The 15,337-nt window shown below is 63.2% G+C and carries 15 protein-coding genes; 4 read left to right on the top strand and 11 right to left on the bottom strand.

Annotation, left to right across the window (positions count from 1 at the left end):
• Positions 1 to 20 precede the first annotated feature (20 nt).
• The 3 genes from map to AVE30378_RS22560 form a co-directional block, all read right to left on the bottom strand.
• On the bottom strand, positions 21 to 824 hold the full coding sequence (gene map, locus AVE30378_RS22570) for a type I methionyl aminopeptidase (RefSeq protein WP_129243572.1): 804 nt from the start codon (positions 822 to 824) through the stop codon (positions 21 to 23).
• Entirely contained in the window at positions 821 to 1,033 is a 213-nt protein-coding gene (locus AVE30378_RS22565) for a ParD-like family protein (RefSeq protein WP_129243569.1), read from the bottom strand. Before AVE30378_RS22565 ends, map begins: the two co-directional genes overlap by 4 nt.
• An 88-nt stretch (positions 1,034 to 1,121) precedes the next feature.
• Positions 1,122 to 3,104 (bottom strand): relaxase/mobilization nuclease domain-containing protein, encoded by a 1,983-nt coding sequence (locus AVE30378_RS22560; protein ID WP_129243565.1) that lies wholly within the window; start codon positions 3,102 to 3,104, stop codon positions 1,122 to 1,124.
• A gap of 617 nt (positions 3,105 to 3,721) precedes the next feature.
• Here AVE30378_RS22560 and ltrA point away from each other — a divergent pair.
• Entirely contained in the window at positions 3,722 to 5,413 is a 1,692-nt protein-coding gene (ltrA, locus tag AVE30378_RS22550) for a group II intron reverse transcriptase/maturase (protein ID WP_129243560.1), read from the top strand.
• A 161-nt stretch (positions 5,414 to 5,574) separates the two neighbouring features.
• Here the strand turns inward: ltrA and mobH are convergent, their stop codons facing one another.
• Complete coding sequence (gene mobH, locus AVE30378_RS22545) at positions 5,575 to 7,434, bottom strand: MobH family relaxase (protein WP_129243557.1); 1,860 nt, start codon at positions 7,432 to 7,434, stop codon at positions 5,575 to 5,577.
• 308 nt (positions 7,435 to 7,742) lie between these two features.
• On the opposite strand from mobH, the gene AVE30378_RS22540 reads away from it, so the two are divergent.
• The 3 genes from AVE30378_RS22540 to AVE30378_RS22530 are packed head-to-tail and all read left to right on the top strand — an operon-like array spanning position 7,743 to position 8,910.
• Complete coding sequence (locus AVE30378_RS22540) at positions 7,743 to 8,060, top strand: type II toxin-antitoxin system PrlF family antitoxin (RefSeq protein ID WP_129243554.1); 318 nt, start codon at positions 7,743 to 7,745, stop codon at positions 8,058 to 8,060.
• On the top strand, positions 8,060 to 8,518 hold the full coding sequence (locus AVE30378_RS22535; protein ID WP_129243551.1) for a type II toxin-antitoxin system YhaV family toxin: 459 nt from the start codon (positions 8,060 to 8,062) through the stop codon (positions 8,516 to 8,518). The genes AVE30378_RS22540 and AVE30378_RS22535 overlap by 1 nt, the downstream gene beginning before the upstream one ends.
• A 26-nt stretch (positions 8,519 to 8,544) precedes the next feature.
• Entirely contained in the window at positions 8,545 to 8,910 is a 366-nt protein-coding gene (locus tag AVE30378_RS22530) for a DUF3742 family protein (RefSeq protein ID WP_129243548.1), read from the top strand.
• Positions 8,911 to 8,921: 11 nt separating this feature from the next.
• On the opposite strand, the gene AVE30378_RS22525 is transcribed toward AVE30378_RS22530, so the two are convergent.
• From AVE30378_RS22525 to AVE30378_RS22495, 7 genes are all read right to left on the bottom strand, one after another.
• Positions 8,922 to 10,442: a conjugal transfer protein TraG N-terminal domain-containing protein gene (locus tag AVE30378_RS22525; protein WP_129243545.1), complete on the bottom strand. Its 1,521-nt coding sequence runs from the start codon at positions 10,440 to 10,442 to the stop codon at positions 8,922 to 8,924.
• Positions 10,443 to 10,457: 15 nt separating this feature from the next.
• The gene (locus AVE30378_RS22520) at positions 10,458 to 10,820 is read right to left on the bottom strand and encodes a hypothetical protein (protein ID WP_129243542.1); all 363 of its coding nucleotides are present in this window, start codon (positions 10,818 to 10,820) and stop codon (positions 10,458 to 10,460) included.
• Positions 10,817 to 12,211 carry an integrating conjugative element protein gene (locus tag AVE30378_RS22515; RefSeq protein WP_129243539.1) on the bottom strand — a complete coding sequence of 465 codons (1,395 nt, stop codon included), beginning with the start codon at positions 12,209 to 12,211 and terminating at the stop codon, positions 10,817 to 10,819. Before AVE30378_RS22515 ends, AVE30378_RS22520 begins: the two co-directional genes overlap by 4 nt.
• Positions 12,212 to 12,220: 9 nt before the next feature.
• Entirely contained in the window at positions 12,221 to 13,168 is a 948-nt protein-coding gene (locus AVE30378_RS22510) for a TIGR03756 family integrating conjugative element protein (RefSeq protein ID WP_129243536.1), read from the bottom strand.
• The gene (locus tag AVE30378_RS22505; RefSeq protein ID WP_129243533.1) at positions 13,165 to 13,611 is read right to left on the bottom strand and encodes a TIGR03757 family integrating conjugative element protein; all 447 of its coding nucleotides are present in this window, start codon (positions 13,609 to 13,611) and stop codon (positions 13,165 to 13,167) included. Before AVE30378_RS22505 ends, AVE30378_RS22510 begins: the two co-directional genes overlap by 4 nt.
• 270 nt (positions 13,612 to 13,881) lie before the next feature.
• Positions 13,882 to 14,376 carry a JAB domain-containing protein gene (locus AVE30378_RS22500; protein WP_129243531.1) on the bottom strand — a complete coding sequence of 165 codons (495 nt, stop codon included), beginning with the start codon at positions 14,374 to 14,376 and terminating at the stop codon, positions 13,882 to 13,884.
• Positions 14,377 to 14,560: 184 nt separating this feature from the next.
• Entirely contained in the window at positions 14,561 to 15,325 is a 765-nt protein-coding gene (locus AVE30378_RS22495; RefSeq protein ID WP_129243528.1) for a DsbA family protein, read from the bottom strand.
• Positions 15,326 to 15,337: the final 12 nt, after the last annotated feature.

Raw genomic sequence — 15,337 nt, 5'->3', positions numbered from 1 at the left:
CAGCAACTGCCACCATTGAATTAAATATCTTGCGTTTCCTCGAACCCGATAGTTTTCAACGCCCCCGACCTTTCTTCGGCACGCAACGTTAGAACTCGAACCCCATTCGGTGTTACAGCTACCGTGTGTTCAAACTGCGCGGATAGTTGCCCGTCGCGCGTAACGACCGTCCAGCCATCATCCTCGGTTCGGACGGCACGCCGTCCTTGATTGAGCATCGGTTCAATGGTGAACACCATGTCTTCCCGCAGCACCAGGCCCATTCGCGGCTTGCCCCAGTGCAACACCTGCGGCTCTTCGTGCATTTCGCGTCCGATGCCGTGTCCGCAGTATTCCCGGACGATCGAATAGCCATTCCTGCGGGCGTGCCGCTCGATGGCGTGGCCCACGTCGCCGAGCGTGGCGCCCGGACGGACGGCCTGGATGCCTTTCCACATCGCTTCATAGGCCACTCGTACCAGCCGCCGCGCCGGCGGTGACACTTCGCCCACTAGATAGGTCTTACTGGAGTCGGCGATGTAGCCGTTCTTCTCCAGCGTGATGTCGAAATTGACGATATCCCCGTCTTGCAAGATGTCTGCGGTGGATGGAACGCCGTGACAGACCACGTTGTTGGAAGAAGCATTGATCGCATAGGCGTATCCGTATTGACCTTTGCTTGCCGGGCGTGCATGGAGTGCATTGACGATGAGGTCATCGACCAACTCATTGACTTGCATAGTGGACATGCCGATCAGGTTCAATCCATCGAGATGGCTGAACACCTGCGCCAGCAACCGCCCCGACTCTGCCAACAGCACGATTTCCTCCGGTCGTTTGGTCATGGCAATGCCATCTTGTGGGGCTGCGCCGCAACGCCTGCGGCCCGCAGCTCACGGGCAACGATGTCGTTGAAGCTCTGCGTCGGGTTCATTTCGCACAGCATGCCGATCCTGATCCAGAAGGCCGCCTGCGCGTTGATCGACCGGCACGATACGGCGCTTGCCTTGCGCAGTTGGTCGTGTAGATCGTCATCAATATTCACAATACCCATGGGAAATAAGTCCTATACGAAACATATATGAATCGTATCATGAAATGTACCGCTGTAAAACGGTTCCGATGCGCTAGATCTGCACTGATTAGCCCACGGACAGGCTTCGTTGCCGCCCAACCTCCCAAGACACACCGCCGCTGCGAGCCGTGGCGGCAAGCTGCTGCCCCAACCGTTGCTCGATCACCGGCTTCCACGGCACCAGGCTGAAGCCAATGCCGTCATCGAGCATGGCGTAGCGCCCGCTGGCAAGCATGACGGAGCGCCTGTAGATGCCAGTCACGCGCTGCCCGTCGGCCACCGAGCGATGCTCCAAGCCAGTTTCGGCGGCAATGTCCTTTGCGGCCTGCACCAGTTCCCGATTGCGCAACGTGCCCAGCAGGTTGCGGGCCAAGATCACGCGCTGGCCGCGCTTCTCGGCCAGCCCCTGTTCGGCCAGGAAGTCGGCGCGCTGTTGCAGCGCATTCTTAACCTCGCTGCCAAAGCCCAGGTCGCCCAGCCCCTTGCCTCCACCGATCAACTGCTGATCGAACCAGGTGGTGCCGATGACGCGGGCCTGCCGCTCGATGGATAGGTGCGATTTCAGCTCCACGGCCACGCCACCCAGGCGCTGCGCATCGTAGCGGCGGCCCTGTTCGGGCAGGTCGTCCGGCACCTTCCATAGCCCCTCGGCCACGTGCTCCACGATGCCCACCCGGCGCAGGGCTTCCAGCCGCCGGACGTGTGCAGCGACGACTTCCTGCGGATCGCGGCCCGGTATGGCCTGACCCTGCGCGATGGCGAGGTGGTGGTCGGTGCGGTACAGGCCATCGATCGCCAGCGCGGCGATGTTCTTGTCGGCCGCGCGCACGTCGGCCGATCCCTTCACTTCCACCACGGCGCCGGTCGGATAGTTCGCCAGCTCGTGGCGGGCATTGAGCGCGACGTAGTGGGCCTTGCCATCCACGCCGTCGATGACCAGATAGCCCCGGTCGCGCAACTCGTCGGCCAGCCCCTTTGCGGCCACGCGGCCGAGGATGATTCGGCCATCGTTGCCCGGCTCGAACACCGCCAGCTCGCGCGGCTCGCCCCGCATGACCCGCTGCATGGTGCGGATGATGTCGCCGCGCTCACCCAAGGCACGCAGTGTCTTTTCTGCATCGGCATGAACGGCCCAGGCGCCCGGCTGTGTCTCGTCTGCCAGGCCCAGGCGCTGCAAACGCTGCAACCGGCCGATCAGCAGCAGGCGCTGGCGTTGAAGCCGCGACTCGTTGAAACGTTCGATATGCACGTGTCTGTCCTCACCGGCCTCGCGTTGCAAGGTGCGATCGAGACTCGTCCACCGCTCCTGATCCACCTCGCGCTGCAAGGTCTTCTGGATCTCCAGCTCGGTGCGCTGCCCCAGCCATTCGGTCGCCAGCTCGGCAGCACGATGGCGGAAGCCATCGGCGATGTAGTCGCCCGCGATGATGAGGTCTTTGCCGGTGTCGTCGCGTCCACGCACGACGATGTGCGTGTGCGGGTTGTCGGTGTTCCAGTGGCTGACGGCCACCCAGTCAAGGCCTGTGCCCATGTCGGCCTCCATCCGGCCCATGAGGTACCGCGTGTAGGTGCGCAGGTCTTCCAACTCCGCGCCGTCCTCGGGCGAGACGATGAAGCGGAAATGGTGCCGGGCGTCGGCGCAGCGTTCCTTGAAGGCGTCGAGGTCGGCGGCATCGGTTTGCGGCCCGTAGGCTTGGCCCGGCTCGCCATCGCGGCCCACGCCATCGCGCTCGATGTAGCGCAAGTGCTTGGCGAGCGACTGCGGGCTGGCCCGCTGCTGATTGACCAGCAACGTCTTGATGGACACGCGCCGCGACATGGGCGTGAGCTTCGCCCCCGCGAAGCGCGCCGCCGTGTGGCCGCGCCCCAGGCGCGAGCCGGGCCGCTGACCGGCGTGCTGCCCGTTGCCGCTGGCGCCAGGACGGCGCACCGCCGACTTGCCGCTGCTGGCCTTGCCTGCCTGCTTGAGCACCTTGGAGACGAAGCCCTGACCCCGGTTCTTCGGGGCGCTGGGGCGGATGCGGAAATCGTCGTCGCGGCAGTCGGTCATGGCTGCGCTCCCTGAAAGCTCTGGCGTGTCCGGTCGTGCGAAGCACGCGGACTTGCCTGCATTGGCGCAGGCCTCGCGCCATAAGCGGCACGGCGGCGAAGCCGCGCCGTGCCGCGCCACCCCCACGTGCAGACTAGCTTTGCGGGCCGACAGGTGCCGCACCCTTTTGTCTTGCCTTCCGCCTTTGCCCTTCGCTCTCGTTCCGGGCGTCGGCGGCCCGGCAGCGCTGTGCTGCTTGCAGCCAGCCCACTGGCGAACGCGCCAATGGCCGCAGGCCAGGCGCGTTCGAGGCAAGACGCCTGCACGCTGGACGGCTGCGCCGGATGTTGCGCGAAGCGCGGCGCGAATGCGCCCGCGCTGCACGCGCGACGACACGGCGGCGGCAGCCGGAACGACATGCCCGATGGCACGATGAGAGGCACGGCAACGTGCAGCGAATCGACGGCCATCATGGGCGCGACTCCAGCCAGACCGGATGCGCGACGCCGATCACGGCGGATACTAGGTGCAACCGTCGCAAGACGACTGCAAACGTTCAAACCACCCCGAGGGGATGTACACCATCCCTTCGGGGACGTTGTGCGTCCTTTTAACGGGATAACCGGAAAGAGGAAAGCATGAGAAAGACCACTCCCCGTGGTTCTGCGTCCTCACACGAGCCGCAAGACTGGCACGCCATTGACTGGCGACGAGTCGAGCAATTCGTGCGAACAACGCAGCAACGTATCGCGAAGGCGACGCGGGATAATGATTGGCGCAGGGTCAAGGCTCTGCAACGATCTTTAACCCACTCGTTTTCCGCCAGAGCCTTGGCGGTAAGACGGGTTACTGAAAACCAAGGCAAGCGAACGGCCGGTGTCGATCGCCAGCTTTGGGAAACTCCTGCCCTGAAACGGGCGGCGATAGGCAGGTTAAGGCAGCAAAGAGGTTACAAGCCTCTTCCCTTGCGGCGGGTCTACATCCCCAAAGCGAACGGTAAAGAACGCCCCTTGGGTATTCCCACGCTGTTCGACCGGGCGATGCAGGCTTTGCATTTGCTGGGGCTTGAACCCGTGGCAGAAACCACGAGCGACCCGAACAGCTACGGCTTTCGGAAACAACGCTCAACGGCGGACGCAATGGGACAGATATTTGTCTGCACATCCAGAAAAGTTGCGGCTCAATGGGTGTTGGAGGCGGATATACAAGGTTGTTTTGACCACATTAACCACCAATGGCTGGTTGACCACGTTCCCATGAGCAAGGTCGTCCTGCGTAAGTGGTTGAAAGCCGGGGTAGTCCACAAGGGCCGCCTCTCGCCAACCGAAGAAGGAACGCCGCAAGGCGGAATCATCTCGCCCACGTTGGCGAATGTGTGTTTGAACGGACTGGAGTCAGACCTGAAAGCGTATCTCGGTACGCGATACGGAAGGGCAAAAGCCACGAAGCTGAAAGTCAATGTAGTCCGGTACGCCGACGATTTTGTGATCACCGGCAATTCGCAAGAATTGTTGGAGGCTGAAATCAGGCCGTGGGTAGAAGCCTTCCTTGCACAACGAGGACTGCGACTATCGCCGGAGAAGACGAAAGTCGTACATATAGACGAAGGCTTTGACTTTCTGGGATGGAACTTTCGCAAGTACAAAGGAAAGTTGCTCATCAAGCCTAGCAAGAAGAACGTGCAAGCGTTCTATCGCAAGGTCAGAGAGATCGTAAAAACGCATTTAATGGTGAAACAGGAGGATCTCATTGCCAAGCTCAACTCCGTTTTACGGGGATGGGCGCAGTACCACCAACCGGTGGTGGCGAAAGAAACCTTTAGTCGGATGGATAATCTGATCTACTGGCGCCTCGTGCGTTGGTCGAGACGACGGCATCCGAATAAGTCCCGACCGTGGTGCCACCGCCGTTATTGGCAAAGCATCGCCGGTCGGAACGAGTTTGCTGCAACGATATGGACAGAAGAAGGCTCCTTCCCGATCACCCTGTTGAAGCTCGCTGATACAGAGATCGTGAGACACGAGAAAATCAAAGGGGAATACAACCCATTTGATCCATCGTGGGAGGTCTATGGTGAGCAGTTAAGGACGAAGCGGCTGCTTAAACGCATCGCCTATCGAACCGAGACTGCAAAACTATATGTATCCCAAGCAGGGCGCTGCGCCTTGTGCGGGGAACCTCTGGACTACGAGAGCGGATGGCATGACCACCACCTGGTTTATCGGATGGATGGTGGGTCAGATGCTCTATCGAACCGAGTGCTTCTGCATCCGGTCTGTCACATAAAGGTGCATACCCTTGGTTTGCAGGTAGCGAAACCGGCCCGATAAGGGCTTCGAGTCCAGACGGAAAAGGTGATCAGAGATATAATCTGAGAATCCTTTTTCTGCTGGACGTGTTGTGCTTGAGCCGGATGCGGTGAAAGTCGCAAGTCCGGTTCTTAGGGGGGGATGATCCAGCAATGGATCGTTCCTACCCTACATGAGTGCGTCTACTTGGTGTTGAGTACCCTGAGGTGCGGATTGTTGGGGGGAACCTCCTGCGCAAATAGAACATGGGTGCGCGCCAGCAAGTATCCATGAAGTCGCCGTGACTTCCGAGGCCCGGTGACTTCGCATGTCCAGATGTTCAGGCCATTGGGCTGCTTGCGATGCAGTTGCAGTCGCTCGAAGCGCTTTTGCACCCACTGCCAATCCTGTTGATTCTCCCGCTTGGCCAGCAAACTGACCTGAGGATGCTCCTGCGCATAGCGCTGGAACACGCCGGGGCTGACCAAGTACCCCGTATCGCACACGGTATGCACCAGCGCTCTTGCATCGTTGATGATGAGCCTGCGCGAGACTATGCCCTGTTTCAACCATGCCATGAAATGCTCACCGGATGGCTGCGCGTCCGTAGACACGGGCGCCGGTGACAGGGGCAGTGGATTGGCCAAGGGCGGTGTAGGCGTTTCGGGTTCTGCGGCAGTCGCTTCGTTCGAGGCGGCTTCTGCGTCCTGCCGGGTGACAGGCAAATCACCCATTCCCACCATCGCCAGCATGTCTTCCATGACATCGGGCATGGTTTGGGCGGCTGGCAGTGGAGCCAGGGCAGCGGTGCTGGCGATGCCCTGGCTCTGAGGGGGCAGCTGATCTTCGGTAGCGGGCCTTGCAGTGATCGCTGGCGTTGGTAGCGACGCATCGGCATCTTTGTCTGCCGAGGTGGTGTCGATCACTACCTCCCCGGCGAACGGCGCTGGCCGCTCGCCAAACTCCCAAATCAGTGCAGGTGCCAGCCGCAACAGGGTGAACGAATGTGACCAACCAGTCGCACTGGTCACGGTCGCGCGCCAGATCGCCCTGCCATCCGGCGTCGGCTGCAACATGCCGTGGTCCTGCAGCACGTTGAACACGGCAGTGTTGTTCGCTGGGATGCCGTCGCTGCCCTGGGACAGCAAATGCGCGCGCAGTTTGTCTGAGACGGTCTTGCTCACCAGCCACAAAGCATCCTCGGTGAGCCAGCCATCAGAGGCTTCCGGCTGGTTCAGCTTCAACGCTTCCTTGAGCAGATAACGCAACCCGTCGAGCAGCTTGCGTTGCAGCGCATGCTTGGGCGCGGCGATGGCGCGCGTCGGATCACCGCCCAGTTCCTGAGCGACTGAGGCCCGGTCGGCCTGCACGATCAGTTCGCCCAACACTCCGGCGTGCTCGTACTGCCCGGCCAAGACATAGAGCAGCGGACCCCAGAGCGCGGGGTAGCCACTGAGCCAGTCGAAGACTTGGCGGTCAAGCAGTTGACGGTAGAGCAATCCCGTCGCGGCGCTGTGCAGGCGGTACTCGCGATCCTCGCGGTAACGAAAGCGGTACGGCTGGTGCAGCGGGCCGTGCCAAGGATGCCACACCGTACCGTCGGCGTACTCGACGTGCAGATCGACAGCGATCTTGCCGATGTCGTGCAGCAGTGCGGCGTAGGCGACAGCGGCGGTCCAGGCTTCGGATTGCGCCGCCTGGTCCTCCGGGGTGCTGCCTGCCGGTAGCAGGTGCGATTGCCGCAGCTTGAGGGCGTAGGCAACGATCTCCAGTCCGTGGTCCAGCATGCCGCCGGCATACGCATGGTGATGGCTTTCGGAGGCCGGAAATCCCTGGACCAGCTCGGCGTAGCGTTCCAGCGGGGCCCGGTACAAGGTGGCGAACTGCTTGGGCGAGAGCGACGTGCGCTGCCAGATGTGTTCCAGCAGTTTCTGCCGGCGCGGCGTAGCCAGCAGAGATGCGGCCGACTCGGGCCGCAGCAGTCCTTTCGGGAGATTGGCGGCAGGCGTTGGCGACGGAGCGGGCGCGACCGAGGCCCTTTTTCGCTGGAACAGAAAGAGCATGCGGGTGTCCTGGTGGTGGGCCGAGCGGGGGGCCTTTTTGCCTTTTCGGGTAGGGCCTTTCCCCTTGCACCCCATTCCCTTGCCCTTTCGGCCCTTTGGGCCCTTAGCAGCCTTTGGGTATAGAGCGGCAGACGTTGATCGTCCACCCCCAATGCGGGTTGCAGCGGGGCCGGATTGATGTGGGAAGGCGGGCTGTTCCCGCCCTACGATGGGCCGATTCTTGGACTCGGGAGAACGCCATGAGACCCCACATTGACATTGTAAGGAATTTTCCTTACCATTCAGGCATCGCAATCAGGAGAGCCGCCATGCCTGCCATCCACGAAATCGCCACGCTGACCTCAAAGGGCCAGATCACGCTGCCGAAGCCCATCCGGCAGGCGCTCGGCGTCGACGTCGGCGGCAAGCTCGCGTTCGACCTGCGGGGCAGCGAAGTCGTCGTTACCCGTGTCGATGCCGAGCACGAGGACCCTGCCATCGGCGCGTTCCTCAGCCTGCTGGCGCGCGACATTGAAGCGGGTCGGAACATCCAGGGCCTGCCCGAGGATCTGGCTCGCGCCATGCTGGAGCATGCTGGCCACGGCGTGAACCTGGACGAGGAGATCGACGGGGAAGTGGAACTCTAATGCAACGGCATGGCTGGACGCTGCTCTTCCACGACTGCGTGATCGAGCAGTTGCAGAAACTGCATGCGGCCGCGAGGCGCGCGCAGGAGAACGACCCGGCGGGCTTCGAGTCCAATGCCAACGTCAAGCTCTTCCGGGCGTTGAGCCAGTTGATGTTGGAAGTGGTGCCAGGTGATCCGGCACGCGACGAGTACCGCCAGGGCAATACCTTGGGATCGGCCCACCGCCACTGGCGAAGGGCCAAGATCGGACGGCGGTTCCGGTTGTTCTTCCGGTACGACTCGAAGGCGAAGGTCATCGTGTACGCCTGGGTCAACGATGAGCAGACATTACGGTCGTCGGGTAGCAAGTCAGACCCCTACGCCGTTTTTGAGAAGATGTTGGGGCGGGGAAATCCGCCGGACGACTGGAACGCATTGGTACTGGCAAGCAAGCAGGATTGGAGCAAGCTGGAATAGCTATACCCATGTAGCAGGAGACGACCATGAGCACGACAACCCGCATCAGCACCGCAGAACGCCTCGGCCGCAGCATCGGTCGTGGATGGCGCGCCTATGTGCGCGGCGAGCGACGGTTGTCGAACTGGCTCGCCTCCAAGGGGATGCCGATGGCGGGCGTCGCTGTGCTGTTGTGGGTAGTCAAGCTGGCTGTGCTGGGAATGCTGTTCTACGTTGCCTTCTGGTTCGCAGTCATGTTGCTGGGCGTGGCGGCGGCGGGGTGGGCTACTGCTGCCAATACCTCGGATGAGGAAGAGTGGCCTTTCACAGACCTCACCGAACTGCGTAAGACACCGGGCTACGATCCCAATTTGTACAACGACACGTCGCACGAGTTGTACACCGACGACTGATCGCATCCTCTCTATTTCAGCTTTCCTCCTGTGAGTGCCCCGGCGCCCTTGCCACCTGCTTGACCGGCGCTCTTGCTGCCATCAGAAAGCCCTTGAATGGCATGTCCGGCCCGAATTCCAACCCAGGTGAGGCTCGCCAGCCAGAATCCCGGCAGGACCAGGAACATCGTTCCCATGACGAAGTTGAGCAGCATGTCGCCGAACGCATTGTTCAACCCGACCAGCGGATCGAAATTGCTGTGCGGCCGGTTCCAGCCCCAACCCCACCCATAGAGCGCGTCCAGGATAGTGCTGTCGATCCAGCGTGCGAGCTGGAACCAAAAATCCACGAAGAACAGCGCGAACTGCACGACGCTGACGGTAATGACCATCTTCAGGTCATAGGTGCCAATGACCAGCACGAGCGGGATGCAGATGACCAGCGCCATCTTGAGCAAGGCGAGCACCATGGGCAACGCCTGGCGCACGACGTCCATGGCAGGGAACGCCGCAATTCCCCCAACTGCCATTCCTACGTCGCCGGCCGCGCGCGTGATGACGTTCGGCAAGGTCTTGTCGATCTGGCCCCCGTAGTCCGTATAGACGCTACCCTGGTTCAACTTCTGTTGCCTCGGCGAAGCGATGGTGCGGATCACGGAGTCGTCCACCTCGGCGCGGCTCAGGAACCCGGCCCAGCCCGCCAGCCGCGTGAGCAGGCTGGGGTCCACTTGGCCCAGCAGCCGCGCGCGCAGGCCGTTGCTACCGTCGGCCCACCATTGCCTGCAGGTCGGATAGCCACCGCCGCTGGATATCTGAGCCAGCCCAGCATCACGGTTGCTGTCATAAGGCCAGTCATCGCGCGGCGTGCTCGACCGATAGTTGTCGTAGTAGCCGGCTGTGTCCGTGAAGAAGCGTGAGCCGATCCAGGTGACATCATGCATCTGCGCCTCGTCGAGTTGCGGGCGCTGCATGAACAGCTTGGCGCGTGCCGGTCCGTAGCAGTCGTGGGTGAAATCCGCGACCTCCTGAGCCAGCACGGGGTCATCGATGCGCGTGGCGTCGATCTCCATCCTCATCTGCCGCAGATCAGTGCCGCAAGGGATCGCCGCCACGGAAGCACCCGTGACGCCGCGCGAGAGTGCATGCATGAAGGCCCACCACACCGGCAGCTTGGCGCTTTGGTTGTTGAGCGTCGAGAAGGACTGCGACCAGCCTGTATCGGTCGGCTGCGGCACGTTGACCTGGCACTGCGCCGAGCGCGAGCTGTCGTACCGGATGGTGTTCAGATCGACGTCGATGAACGGGATGCCGGCGAACATCACCACCACGATGGCGACGAACACCCGGTTCTCAATACGCGCAGCCGACAGCACGCCCTTGTTGCCTTCGTCCGCGCCTTCTGCTCGGGCCTTGAGCCATTCCTGCACGATGATCGCCACGAAAGGCAGCGCGAATACCCCGCTGGACACCAGCACGGCCCAGATCCCGTTATGGACGATCCAGGACACGAGGGTGAGGTAGTACTCCAGATAGTCCGTCGTGAAAAGCGTCATGGCACGAACCTCCCCTCAGCCCTGCATCAGCAGGCTGGCTTCCAGCGCCACGATGGCGACGACACTGGCGATCTCGCTGCGCACCAGGCGGCGCCGTGCCTGCCCATCCGCGTTGTTCTGGGCCTCGCGCGCCAGCAACCGGCGGCGCATCCAGACCCATCCATAGGCTGTCGCGCCGTACAGGCACAGCCGCCACACCAGAAAGTAGCCCGCAGCGGCGGCCAGCCACTGCTCCCAGCCGGCAACGCTGCCGACCAGGTAGATGCCGACGACATTGGCTCCCACGGCAGTTGCGACGATCACCACCGTCCATAGCAGCGCCTTCGCCGCGCGCCGGCTGATCAGCCGGCGCAGCCACTTCGCGCGCATCGGACTCATGGCCGGCCTCCCGGGTTGCCCTTCTGCAACTGGTCGAGGCGGTCAGGCACCGGGTCGCCCTCATAGACGCCGCGCGAACCCGTCGCGCGCGTACCGTGGCGCTGGATGATGGCCATCGGCGAGTTGTTGGCCAGCTCGCGGCGCAGCTCCAGCTCGGTCTTGAGATTGCGGATCTCCTGATCGAGCGTGTTGCTCTCGTGGTTCACGGCCTCGACGGCCAACTGGTTGGCCGCCACGTTGGGTTCCTTCTTGCCCGTCAGCAGGGTCCGCTGAAGCAGCAATGCCTTCTCCAGCACCGACGAGAGCGCGACTTCGGACGCCAGGCGCCGCGCCAGGAGGTCTTGATCTGGCTCGTCGCGCAGCGCCTCGATGACGCCGCGCGTGATGGGCAGCGAGGTGCTACCTGCCTCGCGCAGGTTCTCGAACGTCGTGTTGCGCGTCCCCGAGATCAGCTCCTGCAGGGTTTCCAGCTTCGCCTCGTATTCCTCCTGGATCAGCGGCGTCAGTCCGACGCCGGGCACCGTCTCGGTCTTGGTGCAGGCGTCGCAGGTGCGCTGCTCCTGCTCCCCGAGGACCCGTGTGGCCCATTCGATCGCCTGCTGCGGCGAGGCCCAGGTCTGGCACGAGAGGCTCGCGCAACTGGCCGCTGCGACGGACGACGTGTCGGTCACGCCACGACCGTTGACCAGGTTGTAGCCCGCGCGGGTGACATCGCCGACCACCCGGATAGCCGGCTGGCCTGCGCCACCGGCATTGCTGCCGCCCACCCAGGGCACGCCGTCATTGCCCCGGCGCGTCTCGGCCTGCTCGATGGCCGACACGGCGTCCGTGCTCGACACCGCATCGCGCAGCGCCATGCCTTCGGCCATCTGGCTCCAGCCAAGCTGGCCGCCGGCCGTCTCGGCCATCTTCTCGGCCATGGCGCGGCACGTCAGCTTCGAGCGGTCGAAGTCCAGCCGAGCCTGCAGCACGCCATTCGTGAGCAAGTTGTACAGGCCAGGATCGGCGCGCTGGATGATCAACGCAGGCAGGGATGCCACGGCACTCGTGGCGCTCTGGATCACGTTGCCCATGATCTGCTGGAAACCATTCGTGATGCCGTTGAGCTGATTGCGCAACGTGGTCTGGATGCTCATGTCGCCGCAGATCAGGTTGCTGTTCCACCCCACGCCGACCCCGATCGAGCGCATGCCGGCCGCACGGCCCATGGACACCGCGCTGCCGCCGCCGATCGAGTACATGACGTCATCGCCGATGACGGGGCCACTATTCTGGTATCCGACCTGTGCCCATGCCAGGCCGCCGCTCATGGCGAGCGCACCGACCAGTACCGTCGGACGCAACAGGCGGTACGCCATGGTGGAGAGATTCGTCGGTTCAGGACGCTTCATCGTGGCACCTCAGAGGAAATCAACGCTGCCAAGGAACACCTGCCCGCGGCGTTCGCAGCACGCGTAGGGCCGCCACAGCGCCCACGCGTAATCGCCTTGCTGGGCCTGTGTCAGGGAGCCGCTGCGCGGGAAGACCGAGCACGACGATGACAGGACGGGGGTGAGTTCCTGCCACTTGCCCGTCGAGGCGTCGCCTTCGACCAGTTCTCCAGCCGGCCAGTAGCCATCACGGGCGTTGGCGAGCAGCGGCTGGTACACGTGCAACTGCCCGCGGCGAGTGACGACATCGCCCGCACGCTGGGCCACCACGGCGCCAGCCTTGTGGTCGTCCGTCTGGTGCAGGAAGCCGCCGCGCGGATACACGTTGCCCCAGAGGTTCAACGTCGATCTCGCGCCGATCTCGCGCATTCCGGGGACCAGTGCCTCGGGATAGGCCATCTCGGGCACGTTGTAGCGCCAGGCCAGCGTGTCCAAGGTGCTGAGCAGATACGGCATGAACGCCGTGCCCGCGCCCTCGCAGAAGTAGCCCGATGAGGAGACGAACTGGTTGAACACCTCGACGCCGGGATGCCCGATGACATCCGCGTTCTTGAATTTGGCGAGGTTGTTCTCGTGGTCTTCGTTGGTGGTGCCGTCGCCGCCGGCCTGGGCCGAAGGGTTAGGCATGCTCATCGCCCGAACCTCAACCCAAGGGTTCTCTCCGGTATTGCTGTAGCTGGAGACGACCGCATCGGGGATGTAGTGGCGCACTTTGACAGACGTGCGCACCGTGCAGCCGGTCCAGGTGCAGTACAGCCAGTAGCAGATCCCGACGACGCGGTATTCGAGGCAGTCTGGCGATGCCACCGAGCCGACGATGGTTGCGGTGTTGAGCGCATAGCTGCCCGTAGCGCTGAGCAGCAGCACGGATGCCACGCCAGCACGCAGGCGGCGCATCAGGTCGAATGGGCGGGTCACGGCTGGGCCCTCCGGTGCTGCTCGATGCGCGCGACGGCGCGGGCCACATCGGGTTCGCCATAGACGACGTAGCGTTGATCCACCACGACGGCCGGGATGCTGGTGATGCCCAGGCTCCATGCGTCGGTAACGCCCTGGTAGGCGGAAGCGATGCGGCGTTGGAGGTCGGTGCCGCCGCTGTTCAGCCGACGCTTGACGAGGACGGTCGCCTGTTCGGGTTCGGCGGGCAGTTCCGCAGAAAGCTCCGCTTCAATCCGGTACGCTTCGTCCAGCTCGATCAGCCGCTCGCCGCCCATGGTCTTGACCGGATGGCGGCTGTCGGTGATGACCAGCACATCGGCAGCGAATGTGGCCGGACTAAAGACACCCAAGGACACCGGCAGTACAACGGCCAGGCCAAGGGCTCGCCAGCTTGGAGCGGACCTGGGAAAAGATGCTGGCATGACGCGTGCCCCGGAAGTTGATCAGGGCCATAGTCAAACGCCGAACCCGGTGCGGCCCCCACAAACAATGCGCATCGCGGACACCCCGCATACCTGCTTGCTTCTCGGCAAGGAAGAAGCGGAGGCCGAAGCCCCCGCTGTGATCAATAAACTTCCCCGCCCCAAGGGGCGGGGTATTCGCCGCTTCGCTTCACAGCGACCTGCGATCGCCGTTCTCGAAAGCCGTCGCAAGCGACGGGGTATCGACCCGAAAGGGAATGAAGCGATGTGCTACAGCAGGCCGTGCTCCGCGAAGGAGTACGGAATTCCCTGGCCGACGATGATGTGATCCAGTACCCGAACATCGATCAGCGCCAGCGCGGCCTGCAGTTGCTGGGTCAGCGCGCGATCGGCGCTCGACGGTTCAGTGGCTCCCGAGGGATGCTGGTGCGAAAGAATGACCGCGGCGGCATTCAGCTCCAAAGCACGCTGCACGATGACACGCGCGTGCACCGTGGCCGAATTGATCGTGCCTCTGAACATCGGCTCGTAGGCCAGCACCCGGTGCAGGCTGTCCATGAACACAACGACGAATACTTCGTTGGGCTCGGCGACCAGTTTCAGACGCAGGTAGTCCCGCACGGCTGCAGGCCGGTCGAGCCGGGGGCCGGCTTTGAAAACCCGCTGTTCCAGCAGCGCGATGGCTGGCTGGATGATCCAGTCTTCGTGCTGGGCTGCGACGACGGAAAGCGACTCCACGCAGGAGTCATTGAAGACGAAAGACATGACGAACCTCCGGGTGATGAGATCGGAGGCGCATGCCCAGGGAGGGCAAGCCCTCCTGGGGATGGGAACAACGGAACATGATGCATCCACCACCGCGGGTGCGGTGATCGTTCGCGGCCAGGATGCGAGGCGAACGGGTAGCGATCAGCGCAGAGGACTGCGCCGTAGCCTCAAGGACCGCAGGCTACCTGGGCATGTCGCCGACAACGTCGGCAGGCATTTCGGTGGCGGGTGTGGCGGCTGGGTCGTCAGCCGACAGCATGTCCATGGCCGACAGCAGGGAGTCACCCTCGATCGGCCCTTGCAGCAGGATTGCCTGACCCGTCTGGCGATCATGCAGCCGGATAGATGGCGTGGCGGTCACGCCGCCCTTCGTGGCTTCCTCGGCCTGGGCGCGGATCACTGCATCCGGCCGCTTGCTTGCCAGACAGTGCTCGATGGCGGGCGTAAGGTCTGGATAGCTCAGGCCGTCGGGCAAGCCCTGGCCGTCGCTGCGTGTATGGGCATAGACCCATTCGATGGCCCGCCAGAAGGCAGCTTGCCCGCCGACCTCAGCGGCGCATTCGGCTAGGCGTGCTTCGGCTGACGCGGCCGGCTCATGCGCGGCCAGCGGCTGGTGATGCCATTGCAGGGCAACGTCGGTGTTGGCTCCTACCCACTGCTTGAGCTCCGGAAAGTAGTCCCGGCAGAACGGGCATTCCAGGTCGGCATAGAGCGTCAGCGTAAAGCGGCCTTCCGGGCTGCCCATCTGCCACGGCGGCCCCGCCACCTGCGCAGCGCTTTCCGGAGCGGACGACTGCGTTGAGGATTCGCCGGGCAACCGGGAAGCGAGCCAGATCAGCAGCAGCGCCACCAGGGCAACGGCCAGCGCCGAAGACCAGCGGGGCCGCCGGTGTCGGCGGCGGAATGCCTGTACTTGCATCGGAATGGAAGGACGTTTTGGTTCCATGGCGTTCTCCAG

The sequence above is a fragment of the Achromobacter veterisilvae genome (assembly GCF_900496975.1).
Lineage (GTDB): Bacteria > Pseudomonadota > Gammaproteobacteria > Burkholderiales > Burkholderiaceae_B > Achromobacter > Achromobacter veterisilvae.
The sequence above is the reverse complement of the archived record's forward strand: the minus strand, read 5'-3'. Positions and strand labels throughout refer to the sequence as shown.

Excerpts from the sequence above, each read along its gene's own strand:
- AVE30378_RS22520 (WP_129243542.1), bottom strand. The coding sequence starts at position 10,820 with ATGAGTCCGATGCGCGCGAAGTGGCTGCGCCGGCTGATCAGCCGGCGC.
- ltrA (WP_129243560.1), top strand. The coding sequence starts at position 3,722 with ATGAGAAAGACCACTCCCCGTGGTTCTGCGTCCTCACACGAGCCGCAA.
- AVE30378_RS22565 (WP_129243569.1), bottom strand. The coding sequence starts at position 1,033 with ATGGGTATTGTGAATATTGATGACGATCTACACGACCAACTGCGCAAG.
- AVE30378_RS22525 (WP_129243545.1), bottom strand. The coding sequence starts at position 10,442 with ATGACGCTTTTCACGACGGACTATCTGGAGTACTACCTCACCCTCGTG.
- AVE30378_RS22515 (WP_129243539.1), bottom strand. The coding sequence starts at position 12,211 with ATGAAGCGTCCTGAACCGACGAATCTCTCCACCATGGCGTACCGCCTG.
- mobH (WP_129243557.1), bottom strand. The coding sequence starts at position 7,434 with ATGCTCTTTCTGTTCCAGCGAAAAAGGGCCTCGGTCGCGCCCGCTCCG.
- AVE30378_RS22495 (WP_129243528.1), bottom strand. The coding sequence starts at position 15,325 with ATGGAACCAAAACGTCCTTCCATTCCGATGCAAGTACAGGCATTCCGC.
- AVE30378_RS22530 (WP_129243548.1), top strand. The coding sequence starts at position 8,545 with ATGAGCACGACAACCCGCATCAGCACCGCAGAACGCCTCGGCCGCAGC.
- AVE30378_RS22540 (WP_129243554.1), top strand. The coding sequence starts at position 7,743 with ATGCCTGCCATCCACGAAATCGCCACGCTGACCTCAAAGGGCCAGATC.
- AVE30378_RS22535 (WP_129243551.1), top strand. The coding sequence starts at position 8,060 with ATGCAACGGCATGGCTGGACGCTGCTCTTCCACGACTGCGTGATCGAG.
- AVE30378_RS22500 (WP_129243531.1), bottom strand. The coding sequence starts at position 14,376 with ATGTCTTTCGTCTTCAATGACTCCTGCGTGGAGTCGCTTTCCGTCGTC.
- AVE30378_RS22560 (WP_129243565.1), bottom strand. The coding sequence starts at position 3,104 with ATGACCGACTGCCGCGACGACGATTTCCGCATCCGCCCCAGCGCCCCG.
- AVE30378_RS22505 (WP_129243533.1), bottom strand. The coding sequence starts at position 13,611 with ATGCCAGCATCTTTTCCCAGGTCCGCTCCAAGCTGGCGAGCCCTTGGC.
- map (WP_129243572.1), bottom strand. The coding sequence starts at position 824 with ATGACCAAACGACCGGAGGAAATCGTGCTGTTGGCAGAGTCGGGGCGG.